Origin of the sequence: Streptomyces sp. NPDC050636 (assembly GCF_040654775.1) — a bacterium.
GTDB lineage: Bacteria > Actinomycetota > Actinomycetes > Streptomycetales > Streptomycetaceae > Streptomyces.
Map to the genome: position 1 here is coordinate 19,305 of NZ_JBFAIP010000016.1, position 15,111 is coordinate 34,415.

The 15,111-nt window shown below is 69.8% G+C and carries 16 protein-coding genes; 11 read left to right on the forward strand and 5 right to left on the reverse strand.

The window, feature by feature from the left end:
• The first annotated feature begins 13 nt into the window (after positions 1 to 13).
• From AB0I10_RS15635 to aspA, 8 genes are all read left to right on the forward strand, one after another.
• Complete coding sequence (locus tag AB0I10_RS15635) at positions 14 to 793, forward strand: ATP-binding cassette domain-containing protein (RefSeq protein ID WP_363152990.1); 780 nt, start codon at positions 14 to 16, stop codon at positions 791 to 793.
• Positions 790 to 2,049: a sugar ABC transporter permease gene (locus AB0I10_RS15640; protein ID WP_363152991.1), complete on the forward strand. Its 1,260-nt coding sequence runs from the start codon at positions 790 to 792 to the stop codon at positions 2,047 to 2,049. The genes AB0I10_RS15635 and AB0I10_RS15640 overlap by 4 nt, the downstream gene beginning before the upstream one ends.
• 176 nt (positions 2,050 to 2,225) lie before the next feature.
• A complete protein-coding gene (locus AB0I10_RS15645; protein ID WP_363152992.1) occupies positions 2,226 to 2,417 on the forward strand; it encodes a DUF6381 family protein in 192 nt (63 codons plus the stop codon).
• A gap of 10 nt (positions 2,418 to 2,427) precedes the next feature.
• Complete coding sequence (locus AB0I10_RS15650) at positions 2,428 to 2,940, forward strand: DUF664 domain-containing protein (protein WP_363152993.1); 513 nt, start codon at positions 2,428 to 2,430, stop codon at positions 2,938 to 2,940.
• Between the two features lie 112 nt (positions 2,941 to 3,052).
• Positions 3,053 to 3,790 (forward strand): FadR/GntR family transcriptional regulator, encoded by a 738-nt coding sequence (locus AB0I10_RS15655; RefSeq protein ID WP_363152994.1) that lies wholly within the window; start codon positions 3,053 to 3,055, stop codon positions 3,788 to 3,790.
• A complete protein-coding gene (locus AB0I10_RS15660) occupies positions 3,787 to 5,283 on the forward strand; it encodes an amino acid permease (protein ID WP_363152995.1) in 1,497 nt (498 codons plus the stop codon). Before AB0I10_RS15655 ends, AB0I10_RS15660 begins: the two co-directional genes overlap by 4 nt.
• A gap of 71 nt (positions 5,284 to 5,354) precedes the next feature.
• A complete protein-coding gene (locus tag AB0I10_RS15665; RefSeq protein WP_363152996.1) occupies positions 5,355 to 6,389 on the forward strand; it encodes an asparaginase in 1,035 nt (344 codons plus the stop codon).
• Between the two features lie 79 nt (positions 6,390 to 6,468).
• Positions 6,469 to 7,884, forward strand: coding sequence for an aspartate ammonia-lyase (gene aspA, locus AB0I10_RS15670; RefSeq protein WP_363152997.1), 1,416 nt, complete (start codon positions 6,469 to 6,471; stop codon positions 7,882 to 7,884).
• A 79-nt stretch (positions 7,885 to 7,963) separates the two neighbouring features.
• On the opposite strand, the gene AB0I10_RS15675 is transcribed toward aspA, so the two are convergent.
• The 4 genes from AB0I10_RS15675 to crcB (AB0I10_RS15690) form a co-directional block, all read right to left on the reverse strand.
• The gene (locus AB0I10_RS15675; RefSeq protein WP_363152998.1) at positions 7,964 to 8,569 is read right to left on the reverse strand and encodes a hypothetical protein; all 606 of its coding nucleotides are present in this window, start codon (positions 8,567 to 8,569) and stop codon (positions 7,964 to 7,966) included.
• Positions 8,570 to 8,770: 201 nt separating this feature from the next.
• Positions 8,771 to 9,145, reverse strand: coding sequence for a fluoride efflux transporter CrcB (gene crcB / locus AB0I10_RS15680; protein WP_363152999.1), 375 nt, complete (start codon positions 9,143 to 9,145; stop codon positions 8,771 to 8,773).
• Positions 9,142 to 9,498, reverse strand: a complete 357-nt coding sequence (locus tag AB0I10_RS15685; protein WP_363153000.1) for a DUF190 domain-containing protein — start codon at positions 9,496 to 9,498, stop codon at positions 9,142 to 9,144. The genes crcB (AB0I10_RS15680) and AB0I10_RS15685 overlap by 4 nt, the downstream gene beginning before the upstream one ends.
• Complete coding sequence (crcB, locus tag AB0I10_RS15690; protein ID WP_363153078.1) at positions 9,495 to 9,974, reverse strand: fluoride efflux transporter CrcB; 480 nt, start codon at positions 9,972 to 9,974, stop codon at positions 9,495 to 9,497. The genes AB0I10_RS15685 and crcB (AB0I10_RS15690) overlap by 4 nt, the downstream gene beginning before the upstream one ends.
• Positions 9,975 to 10,315: 341 nt before the next feature.
• Here crcB (AB0I10_RS15690) and AB0I10_RS15695 point away from each other — a divergent pair, with 341 nt between their 5' ends.
• Complete coding sequence (locus tag AB0I10_RS15695) at positions 10,316 to 10,732, forward strand: DUF2795 domain-containing protein (protein ID WP_363153001.1); 417 nt, start codon at positions 10,316 to 10,318, stop codon at positions 10,730 to 10,732.
• A gap of 300 nt (positions 10,733 to 11,032) precedes the next feature.
• Complete coding sequence (locus tag AB0I10_RS15700; protein WP_363153002.1) at positions 11,033 to 11,494, forward strand: DUF5709 domain-containing protein; 462 nt, start codon at positions 11,033 to 11,035, stop codon at positions 11,492 to 11,494.
• Positions 11,495 to 11,678: 184 nt separating this feature from the next.
• Here the strand turns inward: AB0I10_RS15700 and AB0I10_RS15705 are convergent, their stop codons facing one another.
• Entirely contained in the window at positions 11,679 to 12,416 is a 738-nt protein-coding gene (locus AB0I10_RS15705) for a VOC family protein (protein ID WP_363153003.1), read from the reverse strand.
• Positions 12,417 to 12,868: 452 nt separating this feature from the next.
• Here AB0I10_RS15705 and kdpB point away from each other — a divergent pair, with 452 nt between their 5' ends.
• Positions 12,869 to 15,016, forward strand: coding sequence for a potassium-transporting ATPase subunit KdpB (kdpB, locus tag AB0I10_RS15710; RefSeq protein ID WP_363153004.1), 2,148 nt, complete (start codon positions 12,869 to 12,871; stop codon positions 15,014 to 15,016).
• Positions 15,017 to 15,111 lie beyond the last annotated feature (95 nt).

Below are 15,111 nucleotides of genomic sequence, written 5' to 3' on the forward strand. Positions count from 1 at the left end.
AAGGCGGGTCAGTATGTCGGCACCTCCCCTGCTGGCGCTGCACGGAATCTTCAAGCGGTTCGGCGCGGTTCAGGCCCTCGCGGACGTCGAGCTGGAGATACACGCCGGTGAAGTCGTCGCGCTGGTGGGCGACAACGGTGCCGGCAAGTCCACCCTGGTCAAGGTGATCGCCGGCGTCGACCCCGCCGATGAGGGCGTGGTCGAGTGGGAGGGCCGGAGTGTCCAGATCACCCGCCCGCACGAAGCGCAGGACCTGGGAATCGCCACCGTCTACCAGGACCTCGCCCTGTGCGACAACCTCGATGTCGTCGGCAATCTCTTCCTCGGCCGGGAGATCCGCAGGTTCGGGATCCTCGACGAGGTGGAGATGGAACGCCTCACCCTGGACCTGCTCGACACCCTCGCCATCCGCATGCCCAGCGTGCGCTACCCGGTCGCCTCGCTGTCCGGAGGCCAGCGGCAGACCGTCGCGATCTCCCGCTCGCTGCTCGGCGAACCCAAACTCCTCCTCCTCGACGAGCCCACCGCGGCGCTGGGCATCGAGCAGACCGCCCAGGTCCTCGACCTCGTCGAGCAGCTGCGCGAACGCGGCCACGGCGTGCTTCTGATCAGCCACAACATGGGTGACGTGAAGGCTGTTGCGGACTGGATCGCGGTACTGCGGCTCGGCCGCAACAACGGGTTCTTCGATGTGACGACCACGTCCCACGAACAGATCATCTCCTCCATCACCGGGGCCACGGACAACGCCGTGACGCGCCGCAAGGCACACGACCGGGAGGTGGAGCTGTGAGCAGGCCATCGGCCCTCGGGAAGGACAAGCCCCCCAAGAAGCACAAACCCGCAGGCCGGGATGGCCGCGAGCCCGGCGCGGAGAGCTATCTCGACACGTTCCAGCGCAGGTTCCGCGGCGGTGAGCTGGGGTCGCTCCCGGTCGCTCTCGGGCTCGTCCTCGTATGGGTCATTTTCGAGACGCTCAACAAGAACTTCCTGTCGCCGCGCAACCTGTCCAACCTCAGCGTGGACATCGTCGGTGTCGGCATGATCTCGATCGGCGTCGTCTTCGTGCTGCTGCTGGGCGAGATCGATCTGTCGGTCGGCTCGGTGAGCGGCCTCGCGGCGGCCGTGTTCGCGGTGCTGAACGTGCAGCAGGGCATGGCGGAAGGTCTCGCTCTTCTCCTCGCGGTGCTCTGCGGAACGGCGGTCGGAGCCGTGCAGGGATTCTTCTTCGCCAGGATCGGGGTACCGGCGTTCGTGGTCACCCTCGCGGGCCTGCTGGGTTGGACCGGCCTGATGCTCTACATCCTGGGTTCCAGCGGCACCATCAACCTCGACGACAACGGCCTGGTCGCCGGCCTGACCAGCTTCTACTTCAACGATGTCGCCGCCGCGTACGGGCTGGCGGCGCTCGGCACGGCCGGCTACTTCCTCGCTTCCTACCAGGACGCGAGGCGGCGCCGGGCCGCCGGGGTGCCGTCCCGGCCGCTGAGCGAGATCACCGTACGGACGGGCGTGCTGGCCGCGATCTCGCTGGCCTCGGCGTATGTGCTCAACCAGTTCCAGGGGCTGCCGCTCGCCCTGCTGATCTTTCTCGTCGTCCTCGTCGGCCTTGACTACGTCCTGCGCCGCACGCCCTACGGACGGATGATCTTCGCGCTCGGCGGCAGCGTCGAGGCCGCCCGCCGGACCGGCCTCAATGTGGAGCTGGTGCGGATCTCGGTCTTCATGATGTCCGGGACGATGGCCGCGGTCGGCGGCCTGTTTCTGGCCTCGAGGGTCACCTCGGCCAGTCAGACCTCGGGGTCCGGCAACCTGCTGATGGACGCCATCGCCGCGGCGGTCATCGGCGGTACCAGCATGTTCGGTGGACGCGGCCGGACCTGGTCCGCGCTGCTCGGCGTCCTCGTCATCCAGTCGATCGCCTCCGGCGTGGCCCTCATGGGCATCCAGCAGGCCGTGCAGTTCATGATCACGGGTGGCGTGCTGCTGCTCGCGGTGGTCATCGACTCGCTCTCGCGGCGCGCACAGAAGTCGCACGGCCGGGTGTGAGCCGCCCGGGCCGTGGCGGGCGGCGGCGAAGCGCCTCGAAGCGCGCAATGGCGCAGCAGACTCGATACGTCGGGCCTCTGCGGCCGTCACAGAGGGCGACTGCTCAAGATGCCGAGGCACCCGGGCCCTGGTTCGCTGAGGGGACAAGCTCTCACGCCCTCTTCGAAGGAATGACCATGAGCCCGAAAGACGAATCACGCGAGCGACTCCAGCAGATGCGGGACAAGGCCCAGCAGCTGAAGCAGACCGCGGAGCGGACCAGCGATCCCGAGGAGAAGAAGCGGCTCCAGGAAAAGGCCCGCAAGCTGGAGAGCCAGAGCGAGCAGGAGCGCCTCATGGGTGGCGGAGACATCTACCCCACCAAGTGAGGAACCCATGATGACCGCCGGAACGGACCTGCTTGTCGACGCCTTCGGCCGGGTCAGGGAGGCCGTCGAGGAAGCGGTCACCGGACTCGGCCCGGACGAGCTCGCCACCCGTCTCGACGACGAGACCAATTCGATCGGCTGGCTCGTCTGGCACCTCACCAGGATCCAGGACGATCACATCGCCGGAGTGGCCGGAACCGAGCAGATCTGGACGTCGCAGGACTGGTCCGAACGCTTCGGGCTGCCGTTCCCGGACGACGACACCGGATACGGCCACTCCGCCGAGGACGTGGCGGCGGTGCGGGACCTGAGCGCGCAGCTGCTCACCGGGTACCACGAGGCCGTGCACGACCACACGGTGCAGTACCTCGCCGGGGTCCAGGACGCGGATCTGGAGGGGATCGTCGACCGGGCGTGGACGCCGCCGATCACACTGGGCGTCCGGCTGGTCAGCGTCATCGCCGACGATCTCCAGCATGCCGGCCAGGCCGCCTTCGTCCGGGGCGTGCTCCGGGGCGGGTAGGCACGCCCGCGCCATCCGCTGGGGCCCCGGACAACGTTTCCCGGTGGTGCCGCCACGTCGCCCCACGTCACACCCCTTGACAGCACTCCCCCGGGCGTCCCACTATCCCCGGGTGAACCTGTCAGACAGCCAGACAGCCGGTGGTGTGCCCCGGCGGATCAGTGCGATGGAAGCAGTGCTGACCCATTTGCGCGGTGCCATCGAGCGGGGCGAGTACGCGGTCGGGGACAAACTCCCCTCGGAGGCGGAGCTCTGCCGGCGCCTCGAAGTGAGCCGGCCCGTGCTCCGCGAGGCACTGCGGGCCCTCCAGACGATGGGGCTCACGGTCTCCCGTACCGGCAAGGGCACCTTCGTCGTGTCCCAGGGCCCGTCGGAGGATCCGACCTTCGGCGACTACGCGGCCAGCGACCTCCTGGAGGTACGCCGCCATGTGGAGATCCCGGTGGCCGGGTACGCGGCGGTGCGCCGTACCCCCGAGGACCTGGACCACCTCACTCACCTGCTGGAGCGGATGGAGCAGGAGACCGACACCACCGCATGGGTGGCGATGGACACCCTCTTCCATCTGGCCGTCGCCCAGGCAGCCCGGAACCCGGTCTTCCGCCGGGTCATCGAGGAAATCCGCGACGCGCTGGCCCGGCAGTCGGCGTTCCTCAACGAGCTCGGCGGACGGCGTGAGCAGTCGAACCGGGAGCACCGGGCGATCGTCGAGGCGCTGGTCGACCGTTCCGAGCAGGACGCCGTCGATGCCATGACGCACCACCTCGCACGCGTCGAATCGACGCTGACCACCATCGTGCGGTCGGCACACCGCACGGACCCCTCCGAAGAAGGCGAGCACCACGCGTGAGTGAGCAATCCCTCCAGAAGGCGGAGCGTCAGGAGCATCGGGAAGGGCAGCAGGAAGGGCAGCGGACCGGCGGGCATGTCGACGCCGGCGACGCCGGGTACAGCAAGTCCCTCAAGTCCCGGCACGTCAACATGATCGCGATCGGCGGGGCGATCGGCACCGGGCTGTTCCTCGGCGCGGGCGGCCGGCTCGCCGGCGCCGGTCCGTCGCTTGCGGTGGCGTACGCGGTCTGCGGTGTCTTCGCCTTCCTCGTGGTGCGTGCCCTGGGCGAGCTGGTCCTGCACCGGCCGTCCTCCGGGGCGTTCGTGTCGTACGCGCGGGAGTTCCTCGGCGAGAAGGGGGCGTTCGTCGCGGGCTGGATGTACTTCCTGAACTGGGCGACCACCGGGATCGCCGACATCACGGCGGTGGCCACCTATACGCACTACTGGGGCATGTTCTCCGATGTCCCGCAGTGGGTGATCGCGCTGATCGCACTGGCGGTCGTGCTGACCGTGAACCTCATATCGGTGAAGATCTTCGGCGAGCTGGAGTTCTGGTTCGCGATCGTCAAGGTCGGTGCACTGGTCGTCTTCATGCTGATCGGCATCTTCCTACTGGTCACCCAGCACCCGGTCGCCGGCCACTCCCCCGGCCCCTCGCTGATCACCGACAACGGCGGCATCTTCCCCACCGGGACGCTGGCGATGCTGCTGGTCATCCAGGGCGTCGTCTTCGCCTACGCCTCGGTCGAGCTGGTCGGCGTCACCGCGGGTGAGACCGCGGAGCCGGAGAAGATCATGCCCAAGGCGATCAACTCCATCATGTGGCGGGTGGCCGTCTTCTACGTCGGCTCGGTGGTCCTGCTGGCGATGCTGCTGCCCTGGAACGCGTACTCGGCCGACGAGTCGCCCTTCGTGACCGTGCTGTCCAACGTCGGGGTGCCCGCGGCGGGCGGCGTGATGAACCTGGTGGTCCTGACCGCCGCGATGTCCAGCCTCAACTCCGGCCTCTACTCGACGGGCCGCATCCTCCGCTCCATGGCGATGTCCGGGTCCGCGCCGCAGTTCACCGGCGTGATGAGCCGCAGTCATGTCCCGTACGGCGGCATCCTGCTCACCTCCGGCGTCTGTGTGCTGGGCGTGGGGCTCAACTACGTCGTGCCGAGCGAGGCGTTCGAGATCGTGCTGAACTTCGCGGCGATCGGCATCCTCAGCACCTGGGCGATGATCATGATCTGTCATCTGCTCTTCTGGCGGAAGACGCAGGCCGGGCAGCTCGTCCGCCCCGGCTACCGGCTCCCCGGCTCCCCGTGGACCGAGATCGTCACGCTGGTCTTCCTCGCCTCGGTGCTGGTGCTGATGTGGGCGGACGGCGGGGCCGGCCGGACGACCGTGCAGTGTCTGCCGGTGATCGTGGCCGCGCTGGTCGGCGGCTGGTTCCTGGTACGGCGCCGGGTCGGGGCCCTGCGGGACGCGGCTGCGCACGACGGCGCCGAGAGCAGCATCAAGTAGCTCAGGGCATCAAGTAGTCGGGCTCGCCGAACCGGCGAGCCCGGCATCACGTAAGCGAACACCGAAAGTTGATGATGAGTCACACCACCCTGCCGCGCCGCGTTTCGGGCGAGCCGCCCGTCATCCGCGAACCGGCCCATGTTCCGGTCGCCCATGTCGTACGCGGAGGCGTCGTCGAGGGCGTCCATCACGGCTCGGTCGTCGTGCTGGCGGCGGACGGCAGCGTGGAGTTCCAGGCGGGCGACATCGAGGCCGCGTTCTACCCGCGCTCGGCGCTCAAACCGGTCCAGGCGGTCGGGCTGCTGCGCGCGGGGCTGCCGCCGCTGGACGACGAGTCGCTGGCCCTCGTCGCGGCCAGCCACTCCGGCGAGGAACGGCACCAGACGACGGCCCGGCGGATTCTGGACGCCGCCGGGCTGACCGAGGACGACCTGCGCAATGTCCCCGATCTGCCGTACGGCGCCGCGGAGCGGGACGCGTGGCTCCGGCGCGGCCTCGGGCCCACCCGGCTCGCGCAGAACTGCTCGGGCAAGCACGCCGCCATGCTGATGACGGCCCGGACCCGGGGCTGGCGCCTGGAGAACTATCTCGACCCCGGGCATCCGCTGCAGTGGGAGATCGCCGCGACCGTGGAGGAGCTCACGGGCCAGGGCATCGCCCGGGTCACCGTCGACGGCTGCGGTGCGCCGCTGTTCTCCGTATCGCTGCACGGCCTCACCCGGGCCGCCGCCCGGCTGGCGACGGCCGCCCCCGACACCGACGAGGGCCGGGTCGCGCAGGCCATGCGCGCGCACCCGGAGATGGTCTCGGGGCAGGGACGGGACGTCGCCCGGCTGACGCGCGCGCTGCCCGGTCTGCTCGCCAAGGACGGCTTCGAGGGCGTGCAGATCGCGGCGCTGCCGGATGGGCGGGCGGTCGGCGTGAAGATCGCCGACGGCGCCGACCGGGCCCGGATGCCGGTGACGGCCGCGGCCCTCGCCCGGTGCGGAGTCGATCCGCAGATCCTGACCGAATTCGCCGCCACACCGGTCATCGGGGGCGGCGCGGCGGTCGGCGCACTGCAGGCGGCAGGCGCGCTCGCTGCGCCGGTCTCCGCGATCGCCTGACACCACCGGCCCCTCCCGAGAGCCCACCCCGCTCAGCCCCACCCCACCCGCACCACCTCACAAAAGGAACACCTGCGTCATGACTGCCGGCCACCGCCGCGAACACGACCTGCTCGGCGACCGCGACATACCCGCCGACGCCTACTGGGGCGTCCACACCCTGCGCGCCTCGGAGAACTTCCCCATCACGGGTACGGCGATCGCCGCCTACCCGCACCTGATCAACGCGCTCGCGGCCGTCAAGGAAGCCGCCGCGCGGGCCAACGAGGACCTCGGACTGCTCGCCCCGGAGAAGGCCGCCGCCATCGCCGCCGCCTGCCGGGAGATCCGGGAGGACGGCCGGCTGCACGACCAGTTCGTCGTCGACGTCATCCAGGGCGGCGCCGGAACCTCGACGAACATGAACGCCAACGAGGTCATCGCCAACCGGGCGTTGGAGATCCTGGGCCACGGCAAGGGCGACTACACCCGGCTGCACCCCAACGAGGACGTCAACCTCAGCCAGTCGACGAACGATGTCTACCCGACCGCCGTCAAGGTCGCCACGGTCATCGCCGTCCGGGAACTGCTCGATGCGATGACGGTCCTGAGGGAGGCCTTCGCCGCCAAGGCCGAGGAGTTCCGCGACATCCTCAAGATGGGCCGCACCCAGCTCCAGGACGCCGTGCCGATGACCTTGGGCCAGGAGTTCTCCGCGTATGCGGTGATGCTGGAGGAGGACCAGAGCCGGCTGGCCGAGGCCGTCCTCCTCATCCATGAGATCAACCTCGGCGCCACCGCCATCGGCACCGGCCTCAACGCCCCCAAGGGCTATGCCGAAGCGGCCCGCCGCCACCTCGCCGCGATCACCGGTATGCCGCTGGTCACCGCGGCCAACCTCGTCGAGGCCACCCAGGACTGCGGGGCGTTCGTCCATCTCTCCGGCGTGCTCAAGCGCATCGCCGTCAAGCTCTCCAAGAGCTGCAACGACCTGCGGCTGCTCTCCTCCGGCCCGCGTGCGGGATTCGCGGAGATCAACCTGCCGCCGGTCCAGGCGGGTTCGAGCATCATGCCCGGCAAGGTCAATCCGGTCATTCCCGAGGTCGTCAACCAGGTGGCCTTCGAGGTGATCGGCAACGACGTCACCATCACCATGGCCGCCGAGGCGGGCCAGCTCCAGCTCAACGCCTTCGAACCCGTCATCCTGCACTCCCTCTCGGAGAGCATCACCCACCTCGGAGCCGCCTGCCGTACGCTCGCCGAGCGGTGTGTCTCCGGTATCACCGCCAACACCGAGACGCTCCGCGCGACCGTGGAGAACTCCATCGGCCTGGTCACCGCCCTCAACCCGCACATCGGCTACACCGCCGCGACCGCCATCGCCAAGGAAGCGCTCGCCACGGGGCGCGGCGTCGCCGAACTGGTGCTGGAAAAGGGCCTGTTGCCAGCCGACCGGCTCGCCGCCCTGCTGCGCCCGGAGGAAGTCGCGGGCACCGGCGGCGCCCCGGCGGCGTAGTCCGCGGCTCGCCCGTCCTTACGACGCCCGCGCCGGTCAACTCGCTGACCAGCGCGGGCGATCGGAATCGGCGAGCGGCTCAGCGCTTGGCCGCCTCACGCGACGGCATCCAGTGATGCACCTTGTAGTCGCCCTTCTCCAACGTCTCGATCGGGGCGGTGCTCTCACACTTGCCGACGCTGTTCTTCGGCAGGCCGTCCACGGCCCAGCTGTAGCCCAGTCGGTCCTTCTTGCCGTCGTCGAGCACCGTGAAGCCGAATCGCTTGCCCTTGAGGTCGCCGATCTCCGGCATGCCCGGTGTGTTCTTGAAGTGCGACTCGGACACGACGCCGGTGGCGACGGCGACCGGGCCGCCGGTCAGCAGGCAGTCGATGCGGCCCTTGAAATAGCCGCCCCAGTCCTTGCCGAAGTAATGGCTGACGTAGAAGGTGCCGCGTGCCTTGTCGGCGAATCCGTGGGCGTCGATGGTGAAGTGGACGTTGTCGCCTGGCTGGCGCTTGAGCTTGGCGGATCCCTTGAGCAAGGGTTCTTCGGTGGTGTGCCGGGTGGCGTGCGCCCCCGTTCCGGCGGCGTTCTCGGCAGCGGTGGCAGCGCCCGTCGTGCCGAGGGTCAGCGCGGTCGCCGCGCCGACGGTGAGGGCCATGGCGGCGGCGACGAACGGGCGACGAACGCGAACACGAGGCATTGCTTCCTCCAACGGAAGGTGGCGTTGTGGCCGGGGATTCCCGGCCGATCACCACGTTGCCGTCCGCGGCCGCATCGGCGCATCGCACCTCAGGTCGGTGGTGCTCCGCCGTGCGGGGGAAGGGGGGTGGTACGCGCGGCCGATGCGCGTACGCAAGGTCATCGGCAGGAGGCTGGGGCCGCCCCGTCCGATGGTCAACCCCTAGGTCCACACCGCCTCGGCCAGCGCCGCGCCCGCGAAGACGGCGCCGAGCCCCGCCGCCAGGCTCGCCGCGACATTCGCCGCGGCGAAGAAGCGGGCGCCGTCCTCGGCGAGGCGCAGGGTCTCGTACGAGAAGGTGGAGTAGGTCGTCAGTGCTCCGCAGAAGCCGGTGCCCAGGAGCAGTTGGACCTGGGAGCCGGCGGCCCCGCTGGTCACCGCGCCGGTTATCAGGCCCAGGACGAGGCACCCGACGACGTTGGCGGTGAAGGTGCCCCAGGGGAAGACCGTGTCGTGCCGTGCCTGGACGGTGCGGTCGGTGAGGTAGCGCAGCGGCGCGCCGACCGCCGCGCCGGCGATGACCAACAGCCAGTTCACCGCGTCTCCTTGTCACGCCCGTACCGGATGGCCTCGCACGCGTCGAGGACGACCAGGCCGTCCCCCTGACCGTCCCCCAGCAACTCGTCCAGCTGCGGAAGGAAGCCACGGATACGCTCCTCGCTGTCGACGAGGACGACGGCGACCGGGAGGTCTTCGCTCAGCGAGAGCAGCCGGCTGGTGTGGATCATGGACGAGGCGCCGAATCCTTCGATGCCGTGGAAGACCGAGGCCCCGGACAGCCCGGCCTTGTGCGCCCGGTGCACGATTTCGGTGTACACGGGCTTGTGATGCCAGGTGTCGTTCTCGCCGACGAGGATCGTCGCACGCAGGGCCGGGCCGGTGGTCTTCACTGCTGCCTCCACTCAACGGCGCGACGGGTCAGCGTCGCCGCGATCCACACAGATGCCAGTGCCGTGAACAGCGTGAGGGCCAGATAGGCCAGTCCGGTCCGGGCGCGGCCCTCTGTCACCAGGTGCTGGATGTCCGCCGCGTAGGTGGAGAACGTGGTGAACCCGCCGAGGACGCCGGTGCCGAAGAACGGGCGTACCAGGCGGTGGGCGGCCCATACGTCGGTGATCACCACCATGAAGACGCCGATCACGGCACACCCGACGGCGTTGACGAGGAGGGTGGTCCAGGGGAACGAGCCGCCGGCCGTCGGCCACAGCAGCGACGCCCCGTAGCGCGCGGATGCCCCCAGCGCACCGCCGAGCGCCACGACGCCCAGCACCGGCCACTGGCCGCGCAGCAGCTCGCGCCGCGGTGCGGCCACCCGGAGAGCGGCCTGGGCATCGGCACCGCGATCGGGACCGGTGGGTTCGTTCAGCACTGGGATCCGGGCTCTCCCTGAGGACACCGCGGTCCCCTTTCCTTCCCGGGGAAACCGCGGTGATCACGATAGCTCTTCGGCCGCGCGAACCCGCGCTCCGGCCTCCGAAATCCGTTCTCCGGCCCCGATCAGGAATTCCGGGAATCGGCAAACTTCGGTCACGTACCGTGTGCGGCCGAACCACCTCCGTACCAGCCGTTGAATCTCCGCTGCCGGACTGTTATTGCGGAGGGATAAGGGGCACTCCGTAATGCACAGGGCACTCCGTCATGACAGTGGAGCCTGAGCGGTGCGACGGTGCCCGGCCTAGTAGGGGCGCGTAACCCTGGAGGGCAGAAATGGCCATGGAACACGGTACGGAGAAGATCGGCCCGGCCCGGGACGACCTGCTGAAGAAACAGCTTCGGGGAGAATTGGCAGGAGACCGGTCGGTGCGGGCGGAGGAAGAGCGGGATCTCCAACCGGCAGGCGCGGAACCGCTGGTGGCACGCCGGAATCCCGACACGGTGTTCACGGGCGCCGCGCCGCGCGGCATGACCGCTCAGGATGTCGGCGTGCGTTCCGAGCTCGCTCAGCACCTCGGCCGGAGCGTTTACCCGGCAGGAAAGAACACCATCATCGCCACGCTCCGGCGCAACAACGCTCCGGACGAATTGGTCGCACTGGCCGAGCGGCTCCCGAAGAACGAGCAGTACGGCAACGTGCAGAGCATCGCCGAGTCCCTGGGGCTCGGAACCGAGGAGCGCCGCGGCTGACGACTCCGGACACGTGGTAGCCCCTGACTGGGGAAGGACCGGCGTGGCCGCCACCCATGCGGCCGACGCCGGCAGCCCGGCCGGCGGGGCCGGTCCGTCCCCGGATGCGGCCCGCCTCCGCCAGGCGCGGCGGGACAGGACGCGGACGCTTTCCGTCGAGCCCGCCGGCCGCTGGATTACCGCGCGGTGGGTAAGTGGACGAGAATGTTGACCAGGTGAAGGACGCCGAGATCTTCAGCGTTCCGCACGGACTCGGCAGGCAGTCTGAGCCCACGATCGCACCGCAGAAGGAGAGCGGCCATGTCCGACGACGCGATGGGCGATGAGGTATATCAGCCGTCCAGATCCGATCCGCAGGACAACCCCGACGACCTGGACATGGAAAATGCCCTCGATGAGCCGGGGCTAGATCAGATACTCGACGAAGGTTACTCACCACCCGAAAGACCCTTCGTGGTGAATCACTCGGGGACCACCGCGCGGGAACAGCACGACGGCGAAACCCTCGATGAGCGGCTGGCCAAAGAACTGCCGGATGTCGGCGTGGCCGATGACGACGGTATCGGCGACCAGCCCGGCGGTGACGGTGAGCCGGTGGACGAGGAGGTCGGTGACCGGCGTGCGGGGCGGATTGTGGGCTCGGACCAGGGATTCCCGATGGGCAGCAGCAACGACGTCATCGCGCGTGATGTCGGAATAGACGGCGGGGCCGCGTCGGCGGAAGAGGCCGCGGTCCACATCACGCCCGAACCCGGCGACTGAGAGCGGCGGCCGCGCTGCGGCCTCCGGCCGCCCACGGGACGGCCGGACGAACCGTGGCGCAAGAGCGGGCCGCAGAACGCCGTGGGAGCGTCGCAGAAGCGGGCAGACAGGCATCTGGGTGTGCCGTGCCGCAGTCCCTGCGCGCGCGTTCCCCTCCCGCCGGTACCCCTCCCGCCCGTACCCCCTACAGCCCGTATTCCTGCGGAGTCGAGACCGTGAAGAGGCCCCCGTCCGGGTCGCGGATGACTGCCTGGCATCCCGTGCTGTCCACGGCCGGGGTCACGGGCGTGACCATGCCACCCGCTGTCACGGCGGCCGCGGTGACCTTCTCGATGTCCTGGACGGGGAAGTGGACATGCCAGCGGGGCCGGATGTGCGGGTCCGGTGCGGCTTCGACGCCCCCGCCACGGAGTGCGGCCACGGTCTGCTTACCGTCGCGCACGATCACCTCGTCGTGCTCATACGTGACAGTGCACGAGCCCGGCTGTCCGGATGCCCACCCCAAGACCTCCGCGTAGAAGATGGCGGCGTCGAAGGCGTCGCGGGTACGCAGTTCCAGGCAGGACGGCGCGCCACCGTTCCCGATGGCCCACGACAGGGTCTGGCCCTGCCACAGTCCGAAGACCGCTCCGTCGCGGTCGGCGGCGATGGCGGCGCGTCCGTCGCCCACCTCCAGGGGGCCGACCGCGACCGTGGCGCCGCGCTCCAGGATCCGGGACGCGGTCTCGTCCGCGCTGTCCACGGAGAAATACGGCATCCAGGCCACCGCCACCTGCCAGCTGGGCGACAGCGCCCCGATCCCGGCGACCGGCTGCCGGTCGGCCAGCGCGATGGAGAACTCCACCCCCAGACTGCCCGGCCGGAAGCGCCAGCCGAGGACCTCCGTGTAGAAATCCTGCGCGGTCGGCAGATCGTGCGTCATCAAGGTCACCCAGCACGGCGCACCCCGTGCCGCAGCGGTGGGGCCAGTGGCCGGCATGGCAATCCGCCTCCTGTGCTCAGCACCCCGTCTTCACTGTGCCAGCGACGGCGCGTCCTCGCACGGGTTCGCTGCGCTGGGCCCGGGGCCGATGGGGTGCCCGTGTGTTGGCGGGCACCGCGCAGCGAACCCGTAAGAGAGGCGCAAGAGAGGCGCAAATACCGCGCGCAGGACGACATCCATCGACCCGCCGGGCCATAGATTTCCCTCAGCGCGACGTCTCACCGCCGCGTCCCTGAGGAGCCCTGTCGGCGCCGGGGCCCAGGCGCCGGCAGGGCCGCTCGGCGGCGAATCAGCCATCCGTCGACCCGTCCGGCCGCTCGCACCCGCCGGCGGCCGCTCTCCCAGAAGGTCTCCCCATGCTTCCCGCCCCTCCCCACGCTTCCACGGCGCCGATGACCGCGACGGATCCGGCGGCGACCGCGCCTCCGCCGGGTACTCCGGCGCCAGGGGGCCGGGGACGCCGACGGCGCCGTCCGGGCGGGCTGTTCGATCCGAAAGCGCTGCTGACGTCGTTCCCCGAGGCGCTGCGCAAACTGCATCCGCGGGCGCTGGCCACCAACCCCGTACTGTTCGTCGTCGCCTGCGGCTCGGTCCTCACCACGCTCTCCGCCCTCCTCAACCCGTCCGTCTTCGCCTGGGTGATCAGCGGCTGGCTCTGGCTGACGGTGATCTTCGCCAACCTCGCGGAGGCGGTCGCCGAGGGCCGCGGCAAGGCGCAGGCCGAGACGCTGCGCAGGACACGTACCGACACCGTCGCCCGGCGGCTGCGCAACAACTGGCGGGTCGGCATCGACCTCCGCGGCGCCGAGACCGAGACCGTCGCCGCCGTCGATCTGCAGCCCTTCGACTTCGTCCTGGTCGAGGCGGGCGAGCTGATCCCGGCGGACGGCGATGTGGTCGACGGCGTGGCCGCGGTCGATGAGTCGGCGGTCACCGGCGAGTCCGCCCCGGTCATCCGCGAGTCGGGCGGCGACCGGTCCGGCGTCACCGGCGGCACCACGGTGCTGTCGGACCGCCTCGTCGTACGGGTCACCTCGCGCCCCGGGCAGTCCTTCCTGGACCGGATGATCGCGCTGGTCGAAGGCGCGACCCGGCAGCGGACCCCGAACGAGATAGCGCTGCACATCCTGCTCGCCGCGCTCACCATCGTCTTCATCCTGGTCGTGGTGACCGTGCAGCCGATGGCGTCGTACGCGGGCGCGGACCAGTCGACGACGGTGCTCGTGGCGCTCCTCGTCACCCTGATCCCGACGACGATCGGCGCGCTGCTGTCGGCCATCGGCATCGCCGGCATGGACCGGCTCGTCCAGCGCAACGTCCTGGCCATGTCGGGCCGCGCGGTCGAGGCGGCCGGCGACATCAACACCCTGCTCCTCGACAAGACCGGCACCATCACCCTCGGCAACCGCGAGGCGGTGGCGTTCGTCCCGCTGCCCGGCCTCGACGAGCTGCAACTCGCCGACGCCGCCCAGCTGTCCTCCCTGGCGGACGAGACGCCGGAGGGACGCTCCGTCGTCGTCCTCGCGAAGAGTAAGTACGGGCTGCGGCAGCCCGCCGAGGGGGAACTGCAACATGCCGGCTATGTCGAGTTCAGCGCGCAGACCCGGATGAGCGGTGTCGATCTGCGATGGGCCGACGGGACCGGAGTGGCGATTCGTAAGGGCGCGGCCGCCCAGGTCATCGACTGGGTGGCGATGCGCGGGGGCGAAGTGCCGCCCGAGGCCCGGCTGTTCACCGACGCGATCGCGGCGTCCGGCGGCACCCCGCTGCTGGTGGCGGTACACGACCGGTACGGGCCTCGGGTCCTCGGCGTCATCCACCTCAAGGACGTCGTCAAGGACGGCATCCACGAACGCTTCGCCGAACTGCGGCGGATGGGCATCCGAACGGTGATGATCACGGGAGACAACCCGCTGACGGCCAAGGCCATCGCGCAGGAGGCGGGGGTGGACGACTTCCTCGCGGAGGCGACACCCGAGGACAAGCTCGCCCTGATCACGCAGGAGCAGGAGGGCGGCAAGCTGGTCGCGATGACGGGTGACGGCACGAACGACGCGCCCGCGCTGGCACAGGCGGACGTCGGGGTGGCGATGAACACCGGTACCTCGGCCGCCAAGGAGGCCGGCAACATGGTCGACCTCGACTCCAACCCGACCAAGCTCATCGAGATCGTCGAGATCGGCAAGCAACTCCTCATCACCCGGGGCGCGTTGACGACCTTCTCGATCACGAATGACGTCGCGAAGTACTTTGCGATCATCCCGGCGATGTTCGCGGGCGCCTATCCGGGCCTCTCCGCACTCAACGTCATGGGCCTGCACAGCCCGACCTCGGCGATCACCTCGGCGATCATCTTCAACGCGCTCATCATCATCGCGCTGATCCCGCTGGCCCTGCGCGGTGTGCGCTACACCCCGTCCTCCGCCCATGACCTGCTGCGCCGCAACCTCACCCGCTACGGGCTCGGCGGCCTCATCGCCCCGTTCGTGGGCATCAAACTCATCGATCTGGTCATCTCGGGGATCCCCGGCCTGGGCTGAGGCGCAGCGCCGGAGTCCGCAGGTTCACGGGCCCGCCGGCCGCCCGATGGGGCCGAGTGGCTCATGTCGCGACCGTCATGGATCCGATCTTCTGG

Coding starts and splice junctions, on each gene's coding strand:
- AB0I10_RS15695 (WP_363153001.1), top strand. CDS start 10,316: ATGGCCATGGAACACGGTACGGAGAAGATCGGCCCGGCCCGGGACGAC.
- AB0I10_RS15705 (WP_363153003.1), bottom strand. CDS start 12,416: ATGACGCACGATCTGCCGACCGCGCAGGATTTCTACACGGAGGTCCTC.
- AB0I10_RS15635 (WP_363152990.1), top strand. CDS start 14: ATGTCGGCACCTCCCCTGCTGGCGCTGCACGGAATCTTCAAGCGGTTC.
- AB0I10_RS15645 (WP_363152992.1), top strand. CDS start 2,226: ATGAGCCCGAAAGACGAATCACGCGAGCGACTCCAGCAGATGCGGGAC.
- AB0I10_RS15665 (WP_363152996.1), top strand. CDS start 5,355: ATGATGAGTCACACCACCCTGCCGCGCCGCGTTTCGGGCGAGCCGCCC.
- AB0I10_RS15675 (WP_363152998.1), bottom strand. CDS start 8,569: ATGCCTCGTGTTCGCGTTCGTCGCCCGTTCGTCGCCGCCGCCATGGCC.
- AB0I10_RS15650 (WP_363152993.1), top strand. CDS start 2,428: ATGACCGCCGGAACGGACCTGCTTGTCGACGCCTTCGGCCGGGTCAGG.
- aspA (WP_363152997.1), top strand. CDS start 6,469: ATGACTGCCGGCCACCGCCGCGAACACGACCTGCTCGGCGACCGCGAC.
- kdpB (WP_363153004.1), top strand. CDS start 12,869: ATGACCGCGACGGATCCGGCGGCGACCGCGCCTCCGCCGGGTACTCCG.
- AB0I10_RS15700 (WP_363153002.1), top strand. CDS start 11,033: ATGTCCGACGACGCGATGGGCGATGAGGTATATCAGCCGTCCAGATCC.